This window comes from Oleiphilus sp. HI0132 (assembly GCF_001635845.1).
The window spans coordinates 1-18,614 of sequence record NZ_LWGJ01001022.1 but is presented as its reverse complement, the minus strand read 5'-3'; the positions used below and the strand labels follow the sequence as shown (position 1 = coordinate 18,614).

Here is an 18,614-nt window from a genome sequence, read left to right as displayed (position 1 = left end):
CACTGAGCTGGTAAAACGCACGATGCGCATTCCGAATATTTATGTTGATCAGCCTCTCGAAGCATCCTCAAATACCGTAATCGAGGGCCAAGCAGCGCAGCACCTTTTAAAAGTGCTTAGAATGAAAGCTGGTGACCAGCTTAGGCTTTTTAATGGCGACGGTAAGTTCTACCCCGCTACCATTCAGGAAACTAGCAAAAAGTCTTTCGCTACTAGTATCGGCATCGCTGAAAATGCTGTCAGTGAATCTAAACTTAAGACCCATATCGGCCAGGTCATGTCTCGGGGTGACCGAATGGACTACGCCATCCAAAAGAGTACTGAGATGGGCGTTAATGCGATTACACCCTTAGATAGTGAGCGCTGCGAATTGCGCCTTAACAATGAACGTGCAAGCAAACGTGTTCAGCACTGGCAACAGGTTGCAATTAGCGCTGCTGAACAATGTGGGCGCGCAACGGTGCCGACCGTCCATCCGATATTGAATGTCGATGACTGGGTTCAGCAACAATCATCTAAGGGCTTGTCTTTGGTTTTACACCACAGAGACCGCCAACGTTTATCTGATATCTCCCCCGCCCCTGGCCATGTCAATATTCTTATTGGTCCTGAAGGGGGGTTAAGTGAAGCTGAAATCAGCATGGCCTGTGATAATAAGTTTATCCCAAGCACCTTCGGCCCAAGAGTATTGCGTACAGAAACAGCCCCTGTAGCGTGCCTGGCATTGCTTCAGTGGCTCTGGGGGGACTTTAATACCTAAGCTGCTCTAGCCAAGTGAAAGATTAAAAATACTCAGATTAGACTCAAGATTACTTAAGCTTTTATTCCTTTAACACTGTGGAATCAACACAATGAACACATTCCAGAACCTCCGCCAAAAGCACAGCTGGTTTTTACCTGTCATTATCCTAGCGGTGGCAGCCTTGATCATTTTTGCGCTCGTCGTTTCTAAGCCCAAACCACCCAAAAAAGAAACCAAAGAAAAGGAATGGCTAGTATCAAGCATCATACTTAAGGAAACCCAGGCGCAGCCTCAAGTCGAACTATTGGCACGGGTTGAATCGCCTTTCGACTCAACATTAAGCGCTGCGATCACTGCCGACGTAATGCAAGTTCCAGTGCGAGAAGGAATTAGCGTAAAAATGGGCGACCTACTGGTCCAACTCGATGCTCGCGAAATCGAACTTACCCTGGCACAGCGGCAAGCTGATATTAATGAGCTAGATGCTCTAATCGATGCAGAGAAGCTACGCTTTAAAACCGATCAGGATTCTCTGGTTGAAGAAAAACGATTACTAGAAATTGCCGAGCAAGCACTGGCCCGTCAGGCAAAACTAAAAGCTTCTAACCTGGTCGCACAGGAACGCTACGATAGTGCCGAGTCTAGCCGTGCTCAGCAAGCTTTATCCGTCAATGCCCGAAAGCTAAATATTGCCGACCACCCTAATCGTTTAAAGCAGCTTCAAGCTAAAAAAGTACGAGCCCTCACCTTGCTGAAAGACGCAGAAATCGATGCTGAGCGCGCTCAGATCAGAGCCCCTTTTGACGGTATTGTCACAAGTGTTAAGGTCGCTCCGGGTGAGCGAATACAAATGGGACAAGCACTGGTTTCTCTCTACGACCGAAAGAATATGGAGCTCCGCGCTCAAGTACCCGACAAATATCTGGCACTTATTAGTGATGCACTGCAACAGGGTATCAACATCCAAGCCACGGCACTTAGCCATCAATCAGAAATACCATTACAACTTCTGCGCTTATCTGGCCAGGCAAGTCTCAGCAATGGCGGTGTCGATGCTCTATTTAGACCTGCTAGCGAAGAGCATAACTTGATTCTAAACAAAGCATTACGATTACGCATTGATATGCCAGCACTAACAAACGTATTCACTCTACCCGTGTCGGCAATCTATGGAACAAATCGAATTTATCGTATTGAGGAGGGACGGCTTCAATCGCTAAATATTGAAGTATTAGGAAAACAGCTTTTAAGTCTTAGCACGAATTCTGCAAATGAAGAGACTCTTCAAGACAGAGTCATTATTCGTAGTAAGCATCTAGGCGATGGCGATAAGGTCACAACAACCCAGCTCCCCAATGCAATTTCCGGTCTAAAAGTTAAAGAGCGTAGCTAAGAATGAGCATTGTAAATCACGAACAAAACCCAGGTGATCACCGCTCAGATTTAATTGGCCGCTTTGCTCAACATAAAGTAGCAGCCAACCTGCTCATGCTGATTATGCTGCTTGCAGGTGCGGTATCACTAATCAAACTTAACACTCAGTTCTTACCAAACTTCGAACCCGACTACGTTATCGTCCGCGTTACCTGGCCAGGTGCCAGTGCAGAAGATGTGGCCAAGTCGATTGTCACACCGCTAGAACAGCAGTTGCGCAATCTAGATTACGTGAAAGAAATGCGTTCGACGTCTTATCAAAGCGCTGGCGTCATCGTCCTGGAATATGATGAAGGCAGTGATATGGGCTTGGCCCTCGACCAAGTTAAAGAATACGTTGACCTGGTAAGAAACCTTCCCTCTGATTCTGAAACGCCCGAAGTATCAAAAGTTTCGTTAAATGAGGACGTTGCAACCATCATTCTTTCTTCGGATGGCACATTAGAAGAACTACGCCCACTTGCCTACCAGTATGAAAGAGAACTACTAGACAGAGGCGTTGCAAAAGTCGAGTTTATTGGCCTGCCATCTCAAGAGATAGCCATTCAGGTTGATAGCAAACAGATCAGCGCATTAAAAATGTCACTTCCCCAACTCGGCCAGCAAATACTCAATGCCAGTCAGGATATCCCAGCAGGTACCAGCGGAAAAAGTGAAGCAGCCAAAGAACTTAGAAGCATTGAACAGCGAAGAAGTGAAAGTGGCTTTGAACAGCTGGCCATACTAAGCGGAAGTTCTGCCGAACCCATTAAGCTCGAAGACATCGCGGTGGTGCAACAACGTAATAAAGACAATCAAATAGAGGTCTTTTATCAAAACAGGCCTGCTGTTTTGTTACGAGTTCTTCGCACCCAGTCTTCCGACACCTTGAAAGCAGCTGAGACTCTTAATAATTGGTTGGCTGACACAAAGCCCCTACTCCCTCAAACTGTTCAGTTACACGCTTATAATGAAGCCTACGTACTAATTGAGGACCGTATTAACCTGCTAATCAAAAACGGCCTAGGCGGCTTGATTCTAGTGGTCAGCATCCTATTCATATTCCTCAATGGTCGTGTGGCCTTTTGGGTTGCTGTCGGTATCCCAATATCATTTATGGGCACACTTGCAATACTCTACCTCGTTGGCGGCAGTATCAACATGGTCAGCATGTTCGCGCTAATCATGGCGCTGGGCATCATTGTCGATGATGCAATTGTTGTAGGCGAAGATGCCCTCACTCACTATAGCAAAGGTGAAAACCCTCTACGTGCTGCTGAAGGCGGTGCTCGCAGGATGTTCGTGCCAGTCTTATCTTCTTCGTTGACAACCGTTTCTGCCTTCCTGCCATTGATGCTCATTAGCGGCATTATCGGCAACATTCTGTTCGACATTCCACTAGTAATTATCTGTGTCATTATCGCCTCTGTAATTGAGTGCTTTCTCGTCTTACCAGGTCATTTAAATCATTCCTTTAAGCGCTCCTTTAAAGCCAATGCAGCGGGTTCATATCGGGAAAAAATCGATCAAGGTTTTAATCGCTTTCGGGATAATTTCTTCCGCCCTTTATCCGAAAAATCGATCGAGAATCGAGGCGTTATTCTTTGTCTATCCGTCGCGATCCTGGCTGTCAGTATCACTCTGATTGCCTCGGGCCGGGTCAAGTCAGACTTCTTCCCCCAACCTGAAAGCCATATATTACTTGGCAACGTTAAGTTTGCTTCAGGAACACCGCCTGAAAAAGTACGCGAGTTCGGCCTTCACATGGAGCAAGCCTTGCAACAAGCCGATGCAAAATTCGCCAAGGAACAACGCATGGGCGATGCTGATAGCCTGGTCGTTCATAGTGTTCTTAGGATTAACCAGGCCAGCTTCGATGGTGGCCAGAACTACTCCACGGGTGAACAATATGCTTCCGTTCACGTAGAACTTTTAACACCAGACGCTCGCGATATAAGAAACCCCGAATTTATTGAAGCCTGGAACGATTTCATCGACCAACCCGATGGCGTAGAGCAGCTGAGCATATCTAGCCCACGAGGTGGTCCACCGGGTAAAGACGTCGATATATTCCTCACTGGGCAAGCGACTTCGGTACTCAAACAAGCGGGTGAGGACCTGGCGACCAAGCTAAAAACCTATGTCGGCGTGCGTGATATCCAAGACGACCTACCCTTTGGTAAAAACCAATTTATCTACTCACTTACGCCTCTGGGAGAAGCGCTTGGCTTCACCGTCTCGGATGTTGGCAGACAATTACGAGCGGCCTTCGACGGCCAGCTTTTACAAGTATTCTATGACGAGAATGAAGAGATCGAGGTTCGGATTATTCTTCCCGATGAAGAGCGCAACTACTCTCGTATTCTCGACAACTTCCCTCTCGTTACACCCTCTGGTGATATTGCTCAGCTAAGCAATGTCGTCACCTTGACCCATAGAAAAGGCTTAGAACTGGTTAGGCATACTGAAGGTAAGCTTGGTCTGCACGTCACCGCCAGCGTTAACCCCGACTTAAATAATGCCAACCAGATAATCGCCGAGCTACAAGAAGAGTTTTTACCTAATCTGTCCATCGAGTACGGTATTAAAATAGACTTGAAAGGCAGGGCTGAAGAACAAGCCCAGACCGGCAAAGATATGATGCTAGGCGCAGCCATAGGCTTTACCTTAATCTATATTATCCTGGCGTGGGTATTTGGTTCCTACTCTTGGCCTGTCGCAGTATTGCTTGCGATCCCTCTTGGAATATCGGGTGCGATACTGGGTCACTGGCTGCTAGGCATTGACCTAACCATGCTCTCTTGGTTTGGCTTTTTTGGCCTATCAGGCATCGTTATCAATGATGCGATAATATTGGTCACCTTCTATCGAGAGTTACGAGAACAAGGCCAGCCCGCCAAACAGGCTATTGTCGATGCTTCATGCCTGCGACTCAGAGCGGTTATGCTGACCTCTTTGACGACTGTTGCTGGCTTATTACCGCTTCTGTTTGAAACCTCACTTCAAGCTCAGTTCCTGATCCCTATGGCTGTCAGTATTTCATTTGGCCTGGCATATGCGACGATTCTTATCTTGTTTGTTATTCCAGCTTTAATTTCGCTTATTGAAGAGTTTAAAGATAAGCGAGCCGCTAAATAGAAAGTATTGGATATTTTAATTGCATAAAAAAGTCCGGCCCCATCATTAGGGCCGGGCTTTTCTTTTCCCTTCAGTTCAGCTCAAATACTTAAACCGAACTAAGTCTCTTAGAGCCTATTCAGGACTAAGACAAATCATTCGATAAGTTATTTAATCGAGCTTGACAGTCTTCGTGAGAATTCATCTGAGCAGAATCACCATCAACCGCTATATCCTCTAACGACTGGTCCGTATCCCATGTACGTGACTCTCCGGTATAGGACAGGCTAAAAATGTTTCGGCTACTATCTTGACCACGACTAATCAATGTAAAGTCAAAACCACCTAATACATTAAGGATAAGACGACGATCATCAATAGCGGTCCATTCTCCCGCATCGAATAATGCACCATCCGTTTCTAAACTACCGTCATTACCTTCATCCGAAAACTGGCCGTCAAAGGCGCCGTCTTCAGAATAGCGAATACACAGCTTCAACTCACCAGTACCGGTTAAGTTCTCATCTTCTTCAAACAAAATGAGCGCAGCACCTTCAACATTATCTTCGTCATCACTGTATTCAACAAACAATTCCTTGCCTGCTAAGTCGCCAAACGTCACGCCGCCCGTGACACTGACACCATCATAGTCAATTGTACCAGCAGAGAAGTCGACACCCACTAAGGTGCTAAAATCTACGTCTGTCCCGTCGCCAATTGCATCATATAGCGGACCACCAACATCCAGCGCTTCATCAATAGCATCGTCGATTAGAGCCGAATCCTCATCATTGATCATCTGAGTCACGACCATTTCAACACCGATCATTCTAGCGCGAATACTATCAGCATCGACCGCATCTGGGTCACTCGGACTTGAGGGGATCGCAGCATTAACCAAGCCAAGAATATCCGCCACATCGGTTAAAGCTGCCGTTCTTTCTGCACCGCTTATTTGGTTAGAAATTGAATCATCGTCTTCATTGTCATTATAAGTGTCAATAATTTGCTGATTAACCGCATCAAATACCGAAGCAATCATCGTTGAATCAATTGCAGAACTACCCGCTAATTGGTCAGCGAATTGCTCATATATAAAGGTTGAAGAGCTATCTGGAAAGAAGCTTTCTTCACCAAATACGTCATACTTTTCCTCAAAAACATCTGCAAAGATGACTGCAATCTTATGTAATAAATAGGCTTTATTTGCAGCCTCGGAGTTAAAGTCAGAGCCTGATAAGAAGTCGTCATCAAGTAAACTCGGATCAGAAATCAAATTCCCTAGGGTCGCACTCCCCCCTTCAACCATCACAGAGCTTAAAGGCGTAATCATCTGATCAGGAATTTTCCCATCAACTTCAGGTGAAACGCGTGCAGATAGTTCACCAATGAAAGGTTCGCCCGTAAAGATGTCAAACCCGCCATAGGTTCTAAGCACCACTTCGTCTGGAACATCACCTTTTAGCTGCAAGCAATATTTTTCTGTCGCAGCTGATTCACAATAGTTAGTTGTACCGTCACTCGATGTAGTAAAGAACCCTTCACTATCTGTCGTAGCTGAAGGCTCACCAGCATTTTGTCGCCCATCTTCATTGATATCAGCATAAACAGTTGCACCAGCTAGGTACCCATCAATTGCTACCCCAGATATTGACGTTCTTTCTACAGGTGAACCATTATCAGGGTGGTCAGGACTACTACAACCAGAGGCAATTGCTACCGCCGCAGAGAGTGCCGCAATCTTAAATCCCTTACTTGCGCTTAGATAACTATGTTCGTTTTTAATTCCCATCTTTCACTCTCCTAAAATTTTTCTTCAATACCAATGTTAAAGCCAATATAACGAGGAACTTCTTGACCGTCATGCTCGATCGTATCCAAGCTACCTGATAGATCTAGGTTAACCATTCCAAATAAAGTGGTACCTACCCCTAATGTTGTTAGCTCACTCCCAACCAGGTTCTTGGCAGCACCAAGTCTAAGTGTCGGAATAATGTAACTGTTCGGGAAATAGCTTACTGAGCCACTTAATATCTGACTTTCACGTCCAACTAGACTAAAGGCAGAATTAACATCATATGCACCTGAAATTAAAAACTGACGGTCTTCTGTAAAAAAAGCACCTTCAATAGTAGTTTGAGCATTTAAGACGGCGGTTTCTTTCAGAGAAATCTCATCCGAAAATGCCTGAGCAGCCAAACAGTTTTTCTGACGTAAGCCGCTCAAAGAGCCACAATTAACGCCAATTTCGCCATACTCAAGCTCAGGCTCATTAATATTGGCAATGGTCAAACCTACCTGCCCGTTTGGAAAGGTCCATATTGCTCCGACATCAACACCTACCGCGGTAACCGTCGCGTTATTTTCTTCAAACTCATCCATAACGACATCCATGATGTCATCATCTGAATCGTCTGCAACACCTTCAAACGAAACAACCTGTTTATTCAAGACCGCATGATAAACGTTTACATTGACGCCACCATACAGCTTTGAATCCAACACCGGTGGTTGCCATACTTCTCGGCTATAGCCGACGGTACCCGTTACAAGACCTGCAGCTTTTACGTATAAAGAGCTATCGGTCGATAAACTCACGTCGCTACCTGAATTCTGTATTTCCATCGGCGCATCTAAAAAGATAATATCTGTTAGCAAACCCGCACTAACATTTAGACCAACAACACCACCAAGAAAATCACTGCGAACAGCAATTGGAGCTAAAGGTGCCTCAAACCCTAGGTTCCAGGCAATATTCATTTTCTCGCCTAAAACGGGTAGCAAGGCGTCAAATTTATCTTTTGCGTCCAAAGCTTGATCAAGTGTTAGATTCTCGCTATCCAGAATTTCCTCAAGCTCTTCAATATCATCTTCAACGTTATTTAAGTCGCCTAACTCTAAACCAAAGCCTAGTGAGCTAAAGTAGCCTAAGCGAAGGCTTTCTTCATCGCCAACCAACAACTCTCCCGAAGCAGGATTATTCCCCAACGCTAATAATGAATTAGGATTAGTAGTTTTACCTAAGGTTAGAATCGCCCCCGGCTGATGCCCTTGATATCCTGCAACTGCATTGACTGCACCACCAAATAAGACCGCAAGTGCGATACCTTTAACCAGTTTACTTTTTTGTATGCTCTTCTGCTTCATGCTCATTATCCTTCGCTATTCACACAACCTATCCGATTTAACCGCTTTCTACTCGTCTGTCATACCTGTTATTATTAGACGGAACAACCCGGCAAGTTAAACACCCCAATTTTCTCTTTTGCTTTTGTCGCTTTCGCACGCTAGCCCTAAAGATAGTTCAAACAAGGCTTCATTCAACTATTGATTTGTTTCGCCTTGATTAAGTCTCGTAACAAAACATTATCGAAACTTTTATTGATGTCTTGATGAAGTTTGTCTGCGATGTCGCTAACTTCTGGTGAAAGCTTGATATGCTTATATTTCCACATACTTTCATGCCCTCTCAAAGCCCGTAATATTTGAGCTACACTAATCTGATCTGTGGAATGGCCTGGCACTAACATATCGGCCTTTTCACCCGCAACAATAAGTAGGCCGCCTGCAATCAACTTATCGATAATTTTTCGGCTCGCAACCGCTGGGATCGTATGTAGATGTTCGATATCTACTTGAAGAACCGGACTTTCTGTTGACTCAAACCTACGTGCAATATTCACCATAATATCGAGCCCAACTTTTTCGCTGACCTCCGGAGAAGGATCTAACTCCTGCTCCTTTGTGATATGGCTTTCATGTTGGTGATAAAACGCAATACTCGACCCTAGCAGTAAAATTAGCCAGTTTACGTACAACCAAATCAGTAACAAAATACCGACGGCAAAACCGGAATAGATCGCATCGTACTTAGACGAATTTACGACGAAGGCCGTAAAGAGAATGCTTGAAGCCTGCCACGCACTTCCACCCACGACACCGCCCACCAAAGCACTTTTAAAGTTAACTCGAGTATTTGGCATTAGAATATAAAACATGGTAAATGTCAGAATAATCATAAAGAAAGGCATCAGTTTGGTCATCATTAAGATCACCGTGCCAAAGGGTTCAATTGAAGCGATACTTTGAACCAGGCTGGAATTCATTGTTGACGCGGTTAGACTAATAGCAGCAACCACCAAGACTGGACCAACCAGCACAACGATCAGGTAGTTACTGAAACGCTGCCCCAAGGAACGCAATTCCGGTGCGAACCAAATCGTATTAAATGCCTTTTCTATCTTCTGGATTAGGGAGATAACCGTATAGAACAATATAATAAAACCAAGAAAGCCCAGTACACCAACCTTCATATTATCGACGAAGGACAAAACACTATTATGTATTTCGATGCCTTTAGCCCCCATCGGTTCAAGGAAGCTATAGAGCATCGGGGTAAAACGGTCTTGTACATTGAAAGCTTTCAAAACTGAAAAGCTCAAGGCCAGCATAGGGACAATCGAAAGAATCGTCGTATAAACAAGACTCATTGCGTGAAGCGTTATTTGCCCGGTAGCGATATCACGGATCACAACATAAAGAATTCGAAGGGCGTCCCGAAGCAAAGACATAAGGGGATTCATTGAGGGCTTTGGTGAGGCTAAAAGCCAGGCTTCAGCGTCCTTCCATTGATCTAGCAAGTTTTTCAAAATGACCTACCCTGTCGTGACAGCATCAATCTCACAAATCAAAGCAGCTAAGCCAGAGATTACCTCTTCCGCAAGTAAACCCGGAGCTTCACCTAGATCTATTTTATGCTGAAGATCAGCAGCCTTCGCCGATAGAGATGACGCTCTGATATTCCCGGCACTGCCTTTCAAGCCGTGAGCAAGGCGTGACATTAACTCTGTATCGCCCTGCTGCTGAGCATTTAGAAACTCTTCTTCAAACGTCACAAAGCTACCTTTGAAAGAGGACAATACCTGCTTAACAATATCCATATTGTTCATAAAAGTTTCTGTTAGCTTGTCCATGTCGATGCATTGGCTCTCGCTAGTTTGATCACTCATTGTCTATTGAACTCCATTCTTCATTGATACAAAGCCATATCTCGAAAAAAGCGGTATACTTGAGGCTGTGAAACTTACATTGATACATTGTTCTATTTTTAAGATTAGCAGACATTATCACAGACACATACTCGATAACGACTTTCAGGCTTTCACCCGTACCTCGATAAAAGAAATGGCCTCAATATTAAAGTAAGTTATTGGTTTTCATATACAAATATACCGATCCAACACCACTATTTATGTATAAGTTTTTTGAAAAGCTGGTAGAGCCGTTTCCTCCCGAGCATCCGGAACAACCACCGAAGGGTTTATTCGACTTTTGTGTGTACTATACACAAGGAATATTCCCCTTACTTTTTATCATGGGCGGGCTCACTGCCTTAATTTCCATCATGGAAGTTACGCTGTTTGGTTTCCTCGGACAGCTGGTAGACTGGCTGTCGAACAAAACACCTCAAACACTTTGGCAAGATGAAGGGAATACCCTTATTGCTCTAGGTGCAGTGATTCTTTTCGTCATTCCTCTTACTGTTTTGCTTCACTCAACCGTTATTCACCAAGCCTTGTTGGGCAACTATCCAATGCGAATTAGATGGTTAGCTCATCGGTACTTGCTTGGTCAAAGCTTTTCTTTTTACCAAGATGAGTTCGCTGGCCGCATAGCAACCAAAGTGATGCAGACTGCGCTTTCGGTTCGCGAAACCGTAATGAAGCTGCTCGATGTACTGCTCTACGTCAGTATTTATTTCATAGGTATGACTAGCGTCGTCACAGCGAGTGATGCCAGATTAAGCATTCCTCTTTTAATTTGGCTACTTTGCTATGGCTCCAGCCTTTATTACTTCATCCCTAAACTTCGTGATATTTCTACTCGTCAGGCAGATGCGCGCTCCAGCATGGTCGGAGCTGTGGTAGACAGCTACACCAACATTGAAACAGTGAAACTCTTCTCTCATAGCCAGCGTGAAGCAGAGTATGCAAAACGAACAATGGGCGACTTCCTTGAAACCGTTCACCCTCAAATGCGCTTGGTCACCCGGCTCAATGTGACAGTATGGGTATTGAATTCCCTCCTGTTATTCTCGATCTCATCTCTTTCAATCTGGCTTTGGATAAACGAAACCATTTCGACTGGAGCCATAGCTGTTGCGATTGCGCTAGCACTCAGGCTCAATGGCATGTCCCAATGGATTATGTGGGAAGTGTCCAGCCTGTTCGAGAATATCGGTTCAGTACAAGACGGTATCAGCACACTTTCAAAAGAACGAGCCGTGCTTGACTCAGACAATGCCAAAGCGCTTGAACTAAGCGATGGTAATATTGATTTTCAGAGGATTTCGTTTGAATACGAATCTGGCCGTCCGGTTATCAGCGAGCTTGATTTGCATATAAAAGCTGGCGAAAAAATTGGTCTGGTTGGCCGCTCAGGTGCTGGAAAGTCAACTCTGGTAAACCTCTTACTTAGATTCTACGACCTTTCTTCGGGCAACATCAGAATTGACGGGCAAGCTATTGCTGACATTAAACAAGAGAGCCTGCGCGAGCATATCGGCATGGTGACCCAAGATACTTCCCTGCTTCACCGCTCTGTGCGCGATAACATCCTTTATGGAAATCCCGAAGCCTCTGACGATGATCTGATCCGTGCAGCCAAACAAGCCCATGCTCACGAATTCATTCAAGAACTAAGTGACCTGGACGGACGACAGGGCTATGACGCTCATGTAGGCGAGCGTGGCGTGAAGCTTTCTGGCGGTCAGCGTCAGCGTATTGCGATTGCCCGAGTCTTATTGAAGAACGCCCCAATACTTGTTCTGGATGAAGCCACGTCTGCTTTGGATTCGGAAGTCGAAGCTGCGATTCAACAAAGTTTATATACCTTAATGGAACGCAAGACAGTCATTGCGATCGCTCATCGCTTATCTACCATCGCCGCACTAGACAGACTGATCGTATTAGACGAAGGCAAGATTGCCGAGCAAGGCAGCCACACAGAGCTACTTGCCCAAAACGGTATTTATGCGCAACTTTGGGCTCGACAGTCGGGTGGTTTTATCGGAGATTAAAACTTTGGGGTCAGAGTAAAAACTATTATTTTTACTCTGCCCCCAAATCTTGCCTTAACCAAACACCACTGTTTTATTTTCGTGGATAATAACCCTCTCTTCCAGGTGCAAACGCAAACCTCGTGCTAATACATTCTTCTCGGCATCTTTACCTAAGCGAACCATATCTTCTATCGTATTACTGTGACTAATACGAATCACATCCTGGTCGATAATAGGCCCTTCGTCCAAATCTTGAGTGACATAGTGACAGGTTGCACCAATCAATTTCACGCCTCTGTCATAAGCTTGATGGTAAGGCTTTGCCCCAGCAAATGAAGGTAAGAAGCTATGATGAATATTGATCACGCGTCCTGCATATGTCTCACACAGGTCAGCAGGTAAAATCTGCATATAGCGAGCAAGTACCACCAAGTCGGTCTGGTATTCATCCACCAAGCTACTAACCTGGTCGAAAGCAGCTTGTTTGTTTTGTGGGTCTACCGGCACATGGTGATAAGGAATATCGTGCCATTCAACCATACGGCGTAAATCATCGTGATTGGATATCACTGCCACAATTTCCGCATCCAGCTCATTGCTGTGCCAGCGATGTAGTAGATCCGCTAAACAATGGGATTCCTTTGAAGCCATCAACACGACGCGTTTCTTAGTATTAGAATCGCTAATACTCCATGACATGGAAAACTCTTTGGCAATGGGTTCAAACACTGTTTTGAAGTTTTCCAGATCAAAAGGAATCGAACTCGCCTTGATCTCATTGCGCATAAAAAACCAGCCGTTCTTCTGGTCGGCATGGTAACTCGCTTCAGTGATCCAACCATTATAAGTTGCCAGAAAGTTACTGACTTTTGCGACTATACCAGTACGGTCAGGGCAAGAAACGACAAGACGATAGGTTTGTTCCATAATATTTTACTGCTTCCACAATCGTTTAAGGACTAATTTGTATTCAGACATAGGCGCTCAAAATAAAAAAGAGAGCCACGAAGACTCTCTTTATTATAGATAGGTCTGAGATAATTCAAGCTTATCTCTTATTCAGACTTTGCCGCAATGATCTTCGCCTGCCATTCTTTTGGCGCAGTCTGGTGAACTGAAATACCCTGACTATCAACGGCAACTGATACTGGCATGTCAACCACATCAAATTCATAAATAGCTTCCATACCTAGTTCAGGGAAGGCAACCACTTCAGCATTCTTGATTGCTTTTGACACCAAGTAAGCCGCGCCACCCACTGCCATCAAGTATACTGATCCGTATTCTTTAATCGCATCAATCGCCACCTGGCCACGCTCGGCTTTACCGATCATGCCCATCAGGCCAGTTTCTTTAAGAATGGTATGTGTAAATTTATCCATACGTGTTGCCGTAGTCGGGCCAGCAGGGCCAACAACTTCCTCACGAACCGGATCAACAGGCCCAACGTAGTATATAAAGCGGCCTTTCAAATCTACTGGCAGCTCTTCACCATTGGCTAGCATCTCAGTCATTTTCTTATGAGCTGCATCGCGGCCAGTCAGCATTTTACCTGAAAGCAAAACCGTATCGCCCGGCTTAAGGTCGGCGACGTCTTCTTTAGTCACGTTATTCAAATCAATGCGCTTAGCACTGTCGCCAGCTTCCCAAGTAATCTCAGGCCAGTCTTCAAGACTTGGAGGTGTTTGCAATGCCGGGCCGGAGCCATCTAACACAAAGTGAGCATGACGTGTGGCAGCACAGTTTGGAATCATTACGACAGGCAATGATGCAGCATGCGTTGGATAGTCGTTAATTTTTACGTCCATAACCGTTGTTAAGCCACCAAGGCCTTGAGCACCGATACCCAGGTCGTTGACCTTATCCATAATCTCTAAACGTAACTCTTCAACACGATTTTGAGGGCCACGCTTACGAAGCTCATGAATATCAATCGGCTCCATCAAAGCTTCTTTCGCCATCACGGCAGCTTTTTCAGCTGTACCACCGATGCCTATACCCAACATGCCTGGCGGGCACCAGCCAGCGCCCATCGTAGGAACCGTTTTCAGAACCCAGTCAACAATACTGTCACTAGGGTTCAACATCGCCATTTTTGACTTATTCTCGGAACCACCGCCTTTTGCAGCAACTTGGACGTCGACAGTGTTGCCTTCGACAATCTCATAGTGGATCACAGCAGGTGTATTGTCTTTAGTATTCTTACGAGCGCCGGCAGGGTCATCTAGGATTGAAGCACGTAAGACGTTATCTGGATGAGTGTAAGCACGACGTACACCTTCATTTATCATATCAGTCAGGCTTAATTCAGCATCCCACTGCACATCCATACCGACTTTAACGAATACAGTCACGATACCGGTATCCTGACAAATTGGTCGCTTACCTTCTGCACACATACGTGAATTGATGAGTATTTGTGCCATTGCATCTTTAGCAGCTTGGGACTCTTCTTTTAAATACGCTTCATGGACGGCATCAATAAAGTCTTTTGGGTGATAGTAGGAGATAAACTGCAGGGCATCTGCAACGCTATCAATTAAATCTGCTTGACGAATTGTGGTCATAGTCACTCTCTAACGTTTTTCTTTAATTAATAAACTGCTGAGGCTCTTAAGCTTTTGGCCAGGCCCATGTTGTGTTTATCAATTAATACATGGCTGATCACCCACTCATCTTCTGAGCGATCAATTATTGGGGTACTGAATTGTACTCTGATTGAAGATGAGTTTGTAGTCACACCTACAAAGCTTAAACGACGGTTAAATTCGTTACAGCTACTAAGCAAGTGCATCTAATTCTTTGCGCTAAAAAATTAGACAAATTGCTTTTTCGTGTCTACGTTTAATCTAGGTCAAAATTTTTAGGCCTGGTGGTGTGTGTTGCTGAATTTAAACAGATAAAACCAAGCAAGCATCCACCATCTAGCCACTACTTATTTGAGACAACGTTTAGGAAAGGTCTTATCCATGTATAAAAAAACCTTATTAAGTGTCGCGATTGCGTCAGCATTATCATTAACAGGCTGTCTGGACACTACTGATCCAGAAAACAACCCGAAAGAAAGAGATAACGAAAACTCACAGACGACCCCTCCGTCATCTGAGCAACAGGCGAATATTGAGCAGAACGAAAATAACCTCTACCCAGTATTTAACCCTGCTACCGGAGAGTTTCCTAAGCCAAATGACCTTTTACTACAAACAACGGATCCCGACGGTTCCTATGCTATCCCTGGTCTAGCCGAGAAAATTGCTGCAGGCACAGAAACACCACCTGAAGTCGCACTTGAGTATCTTAGTGGCGCATCCTTAACAGCCCCAATCGATATCGAAATTGGCCAAGGCATAGCAGGGTCCGACATAACAGATACGATAAACACAGATACGGTTATCGCAGAAAGCTTTATTAATGTTGGAGGCGCTCCTGTTCCTAACCCTGCCCAAAGCGTATTTCTGTTAGAACTAGAATATGCTGGTGGCGACCCTCTTAAAGGACTAGTCAACGAAGAATCCCCTACAGTTACTGACGCCATTACAGCAGCACAAGCCAGTGGTGGAGATTTATCGGCAGCAGGAGAACTTCTAGGAATAGCGGCTTCACCTAAGTATAGCGCTGAAGTCATTACCCGAGACAAAGTCGTTGGCGGCGAACGAGTAGAAACAAGTTACATACGAATCCAACCTTTAGAGCCTTTAAACCCTAACAAGCGCTACATTGTTGCACTGACCGATGAAATCAAAGATACCGAAGGAAAGTCTTTGATCAAACACCCTGGTATAGCCAACTATGCTGCCCTCGCTGATGAAAATCGAGAACCCGCCAACCCTCTCCTTGACGATGTGCAAGCTCAAATTGATTTCTGGGAAAAGGTTACCGCGAGCTATTTAGGCAACCTAACCAATGCGGCACGCCCAGATGATCAGCAATTAACTGAAGACAACATTGTTTTTACAAGTGGCTTTACCACTTCTAATGACACAAAAGTTGTCGACTATATGGTAGACCCTACCGAGTGGGCAACGAATACGGTTAAGACTCTTGTGACAACTGGCGCAGCAAAAGCGGCAGTTGATGCCGGCGCAGAAGATTATGCAACCATTAAAGGCGCTGTTGATACAGCAATCAGCAACTGGACCGCAGAGAGCTTCAATCCAGCTTTAGCAGGGTGTGATACCTATCCTGCTGGCGATGCACGCTTTGCATGCGCCGGTACCGGTATGATCACTGCAGCAAAAGCAGGTGGAATGTCTTTTCCTGAGCCCGCAGCCGATGATAGCGTAGCTTTCGACACACCGCGAGACCTAAGAACAGTATCAGCATTTATTACCGATGCAATCGCTCCAGTAGGTGCCGTAAACATTTCTGAAGGCTCCTTGACGATTCCTTACTATTCAGGTGTACCTGATACACGAGGCGTAAGCGATGGAACCGAAGCGAGACTTGTAGGCGAATGGTGGAAAGCAGATTCAACCTTAGCCACTCAAATAAATACTGCTTTTAACCTAGAGGCACTTGGCGCAGCTCTGCCACAAGCGACGACATCAAATGTTGTGAATCATTTGTTTCCGTTCCCAGCAAAGAACTCTACAGAAGAAATACCGGTATTAGCAATCTTCCCGGCAGATGACTCGAATATGCCGGCAGATGGTTATAAAACTGTTATTTACCAGCATGGTATTACAACTGATCGAAGTGTTGCCCTAGCACTCGGTAGCGCCATTGTTGCGAACAGCGGTGGAACCGTTGCGGTACTCGCGATTGATCAACCACTTCATGGTATTGATGCGATTTCTGAAGAAGGCCGCCTGGCATACGCAGCACAATTCCTTGCTGGTGGTCAGCTAGCTGGTTTCCCAGAGTCATTAGCTCCTGGCGATACCAATAATCAAGCTTTAGTTGATGGCACTCTTGCCACCACATTCGTGACAACATCATTAGACTCAGCGACAGTTATTGATGCGAGTGACGGTATTAGCGCCGCTGAAGCTGACCTGATTACTGAAACTTTTGCGGGAACCATCGCTGAAACAGTTGTAACCGGACAATTGCACGGCTCACTGATTGATATCACCGACGGAATCGACGGGACCGAAGCTGGCTATATTTCTGCTGCACTAAGCGGAGATCTTACCTACAATGTCGTAGCTGCTCAGTTAAACGGTACATTAATCGATATCACCGATGGCATTGACGGCACTGAAGATGCAACCATCAATGGCACAATCACGGCCGCATTAGGCGATGCAAGCGGAAATCCAACGCTTGATGCGACTGTTCAAAACCTTACAGCCCTAGAAGCAGCAGCTTCAAGCCTCCAAAGCTTACAGCTTGCGGCACAAGGTCTTGGCTTAATGCAGAATACTATTGAAAACGGTGCTAGCCAGATCCCTGGTCTAGGACAAGGTTCTGCCGATGAGCGTCACTTTGGCTTTGGCGGCGGTGTTACCAACGTTGTACCGATGGATTTCGCTGACGGCACCGTGGGCAGCTCCTCATCAGACCCTATCGATTGCTCCAACACGGGTTCTGGTGCATTCACGATTAACCCACTTAGCTTCCTAACTAGCCGTGATAACTTTAGACAGCACATGTCTGACTTAATGACTCTGCGTCTGTCTATTCCAACCATGGATATCGATGGAATAGATGATAACGGGCCAGAAGGTGATGGCTTTGACTTAAACGGAGACGATGTTCACTTTATTGCTCACTCTTTAGGTACCTTTAACGGCATTCCATTTGTCGAAATCGCGAACCAAACCAGTAGAACTGAAGATAACATTGTGTCTGCAAACTTTTTAACGCCAGGTGGCAACATTGCACGACTAGCAGAGAATTCCCCAGTATTTGCGCCGGGTATACTGCTAGCATTGCAATCTGCTGCTGGTTTACAAAGAGGCGATGCAGACCTTGAGACCTTCCTTAACGTTCTTCAAGCGTCATTTGACTCTTTTGATCCAATTAACTTTGTAGGCAACTTGAGTAGCACCACTTCTACAACCAAAGCCTTATTTAGCGAAGTGGTTGGCGATGTATTTATTCCAAATAATGCATCTCCCGCTGTCGACGTTGTACAACCAGCGAATATCGGCTGCAACGCAAACCCATACGCCGGCATCTCGCTTGGTGAAGGTACAGCGGCTCCTCTAGCAGGGACAAGTCCACTGCAAACTGCTTCCGGTGCTGTAAGCATTGGAGACTCAACTGATGAAGCAAGCATTAACTTCATTCGTTTTGAGAGTGACAGTGGTGCTCTACACACGACCCCTGCAGCGGCAG

Annotated in this window: 11 protein-coding genes; 5 read left to right on the top strand and 6 right to left on the bottom strand. The window is 45.4% G+C overall.

What is annotated here, in order from left to right; translation table 11 throughout:
• The 3 genes from A3766_RS11690 to A3766_RS11680 all read left to right on the top strand — a co-directional run.
• A partial coding sequence (locus A3766_RS11690; RefSeq protein WP_231882894.1) for a 16S rRNA (uracil(1498)-N(3))-methyltransferase occupies positions 1–760 on the top strand: 760 nt, incomplete at its 5' end.
• A gap of 91 nt (positions 761–851) precedes the next feature.
• Positions 852–2,135 (top strand): efflux RND transporter periplasmic adaptor subunit, encoded by a 1,284-nt coding sequence (locus A3766_RS11685; protein ID WP_068514895.1) that lies wholly within the window; start codon positions 852–854, stop codon positions 2,133–2,135.
• Between the two features lie 2 nt (positions 2,136–2,137).
• Positions 2,138–5,293 (top strand): efflux RND transporter permease subunit, encoded by a 3,156-nt coding sequence (locus A3766_RS11680; RefSeq protein WP_068514892.1) that lies wholly within the window; start codon positions 2,138–2,140, stop codon positions 5,291–5,293.
• A 124-nt stretch (positions 5,294–5,417) separates the two neighbouring features.
• Here the strand turns inward: A3766_RS11680 and A3766_RS11675 are convergent, their stop codons facing one another.
• From A3766_RS11675 to A3766_RS11660, 4 genes are all read right to left on the bottom strand, one after another.
• The gene (locus A3766_RS11675) at positions 5,418–7,064 is read right to left on the bottom strand and encodes a hypothetical protein (protein WP_068514890.1); all 1,647 of its coding nucleotides are present in this window, start codon (positions 7,062–7,064) and stop codon (positions 5,418–5,420) included.
• A gap of 11 nt (positions 7,065–7,075) precedes the next feature.
• Positions 7,076–8,419, bottom strand: coding sequence for a conjugal transfer protein TraF (traF, locus tag A3766_RS11670; RefSeq protein ID WP_068514887.1), 1,344 nt, complete (start codon positions 8,417–8,419; stop codon positions 7,076–7,078).
• A gap of 173 nt (positions 8,420–8,592) precedes the next feature.
• Positions 8,593–9,921: a YihY/virulence factor BrkB family protein gene (locus A3766_RS11665; protein ID WP_156495270.1), complete on the bottom strand. Its 1,329-nt coding sequence runs from the start codon at positions 9,919–9,921 to the stop codon at positions 8,593–8,595.
• 6 nt (positions 9,922–9,927) lie between these two features.
• Positions 9,928–10,281 carry an Hpt domain-containing protein gene (locus A3766_RS11660; protein WP_068508113.1) on the bottom strand — a complete coding sequence of 118 codons (354 nt, stop codon included), beginning with the start codon at positions 10,279–10,281 and terminating at the stop codon, positions 9,928–9,930.
• Positions 10,282–10,523: 242 nt separating this feature from the next.
• Here A3766_RS11660 and A3766_RS11655 point away from each other — a divergent pair, with 242 nt between their 5' ends.
• Positions 10,524–12,350, top strand: a complete 1,827-nt coding sequence (locus A3766_RS11655) for an ABC transporter ATP-binding protein (RefSeq protein ID WP_068514884.1) — start codon at positions 10,524–10,526, stop codon at positions 12,348–12,350.
• Between the two features lie 54 nt (positions 12,351–12,404).
• Here the strand turns inward: A3766_RS11655 and purU are convergent, their stop codons facing one another.
• Positions 12,405–13,259 (bottom strand): formyltetrahydrofolate deformylase, encoded by an 855-nt coding sequence (gene purU / locus A3766_RS11650; protein ID WP_068514882.1) that lies wholly within the window; start codon positions 13,257–13,259, stop codon positions 12,405–12,407.
• 128 nt (positions 13,260–13,387) lie between these two features.
• A complete protein-coding gene (locus A3766_RS11645) occupies positions 13,388–14,899 on the bottom strand; it encodes a fumarate hydratase (RefSeq protein ID WP_068514878.1) in 1,512 nt (503 codons plus the stop codon).
• 402 nt (positions 14,900–15,301) lie between these two features.
• On the opposite strand from A3766_RS11645, the gene A3766_RS11635 reads away from it, so the two are divergent.
• On the top strand, positions 15,302–18,614 hold a 3,313-nt coding region (locus A3766_RS11635; protein WP_068642247.1), incomplete at its 3' end, for a hypothetical protein.

Bases quoted from the DNA above. Each gene is read 5' to 3' on its own strand.
- A3766_RS11685 (WP_068514895.1), top strand. From the start codon at position 852: ATGAACACATTCCAGAACCTCCGCCAAAAGCACAGCTGGTTTTTACCT.
- A3766_RS11680 (WP_068514892.1), top strand. From the start codon at position 2,138: ATGAGCATTGTAAATCACGAACAAAACCCAGGTGATCACCGCTCAGAT.
- A3766_RS11675 (WP_068514890.1), bottom strand. From the start codon at position 7,064: ATGGGAATTAAAAACGAACATAGTTATCTAAGCGCAAGTAAGGGATTT.
- traF (WP_068514887.1), bottom strand. From the start codon at position 8,419: ATGAAGCAGAAGAGCATACAAAAAAGTAAACTGGTTAAAGGTATCGCA.
- A3766_RS11660 (WP_068508113.1), bottom strand. From the start codon at position 10,281: ATGAGTGATCAAACTAGCGAGAGCCAATGCATCGACATGGACAAGCTA.
- A3766_RS11655 (WP_068514884.1), top strand. From the start codon at position 10,524: ATGTATAAGTTTTTTGAAAAGCTGGTAGAGCCGTTTCCTCCCGAGCAT.
- purU (WP_068514882.1), bottom strand. From the start codon at position 13,259: ATGGAACAAACCTATCGTCTTGTCGTTTCTTGCCCTGACCGTACTGGT.
- A3766_RS11645 (WP_068514878.1), bottom strand. From the start codon at position 14,899: ATGACCACAATTCGTCAAGCAGATTTAATTGATAGCGTTGCAGATGCC.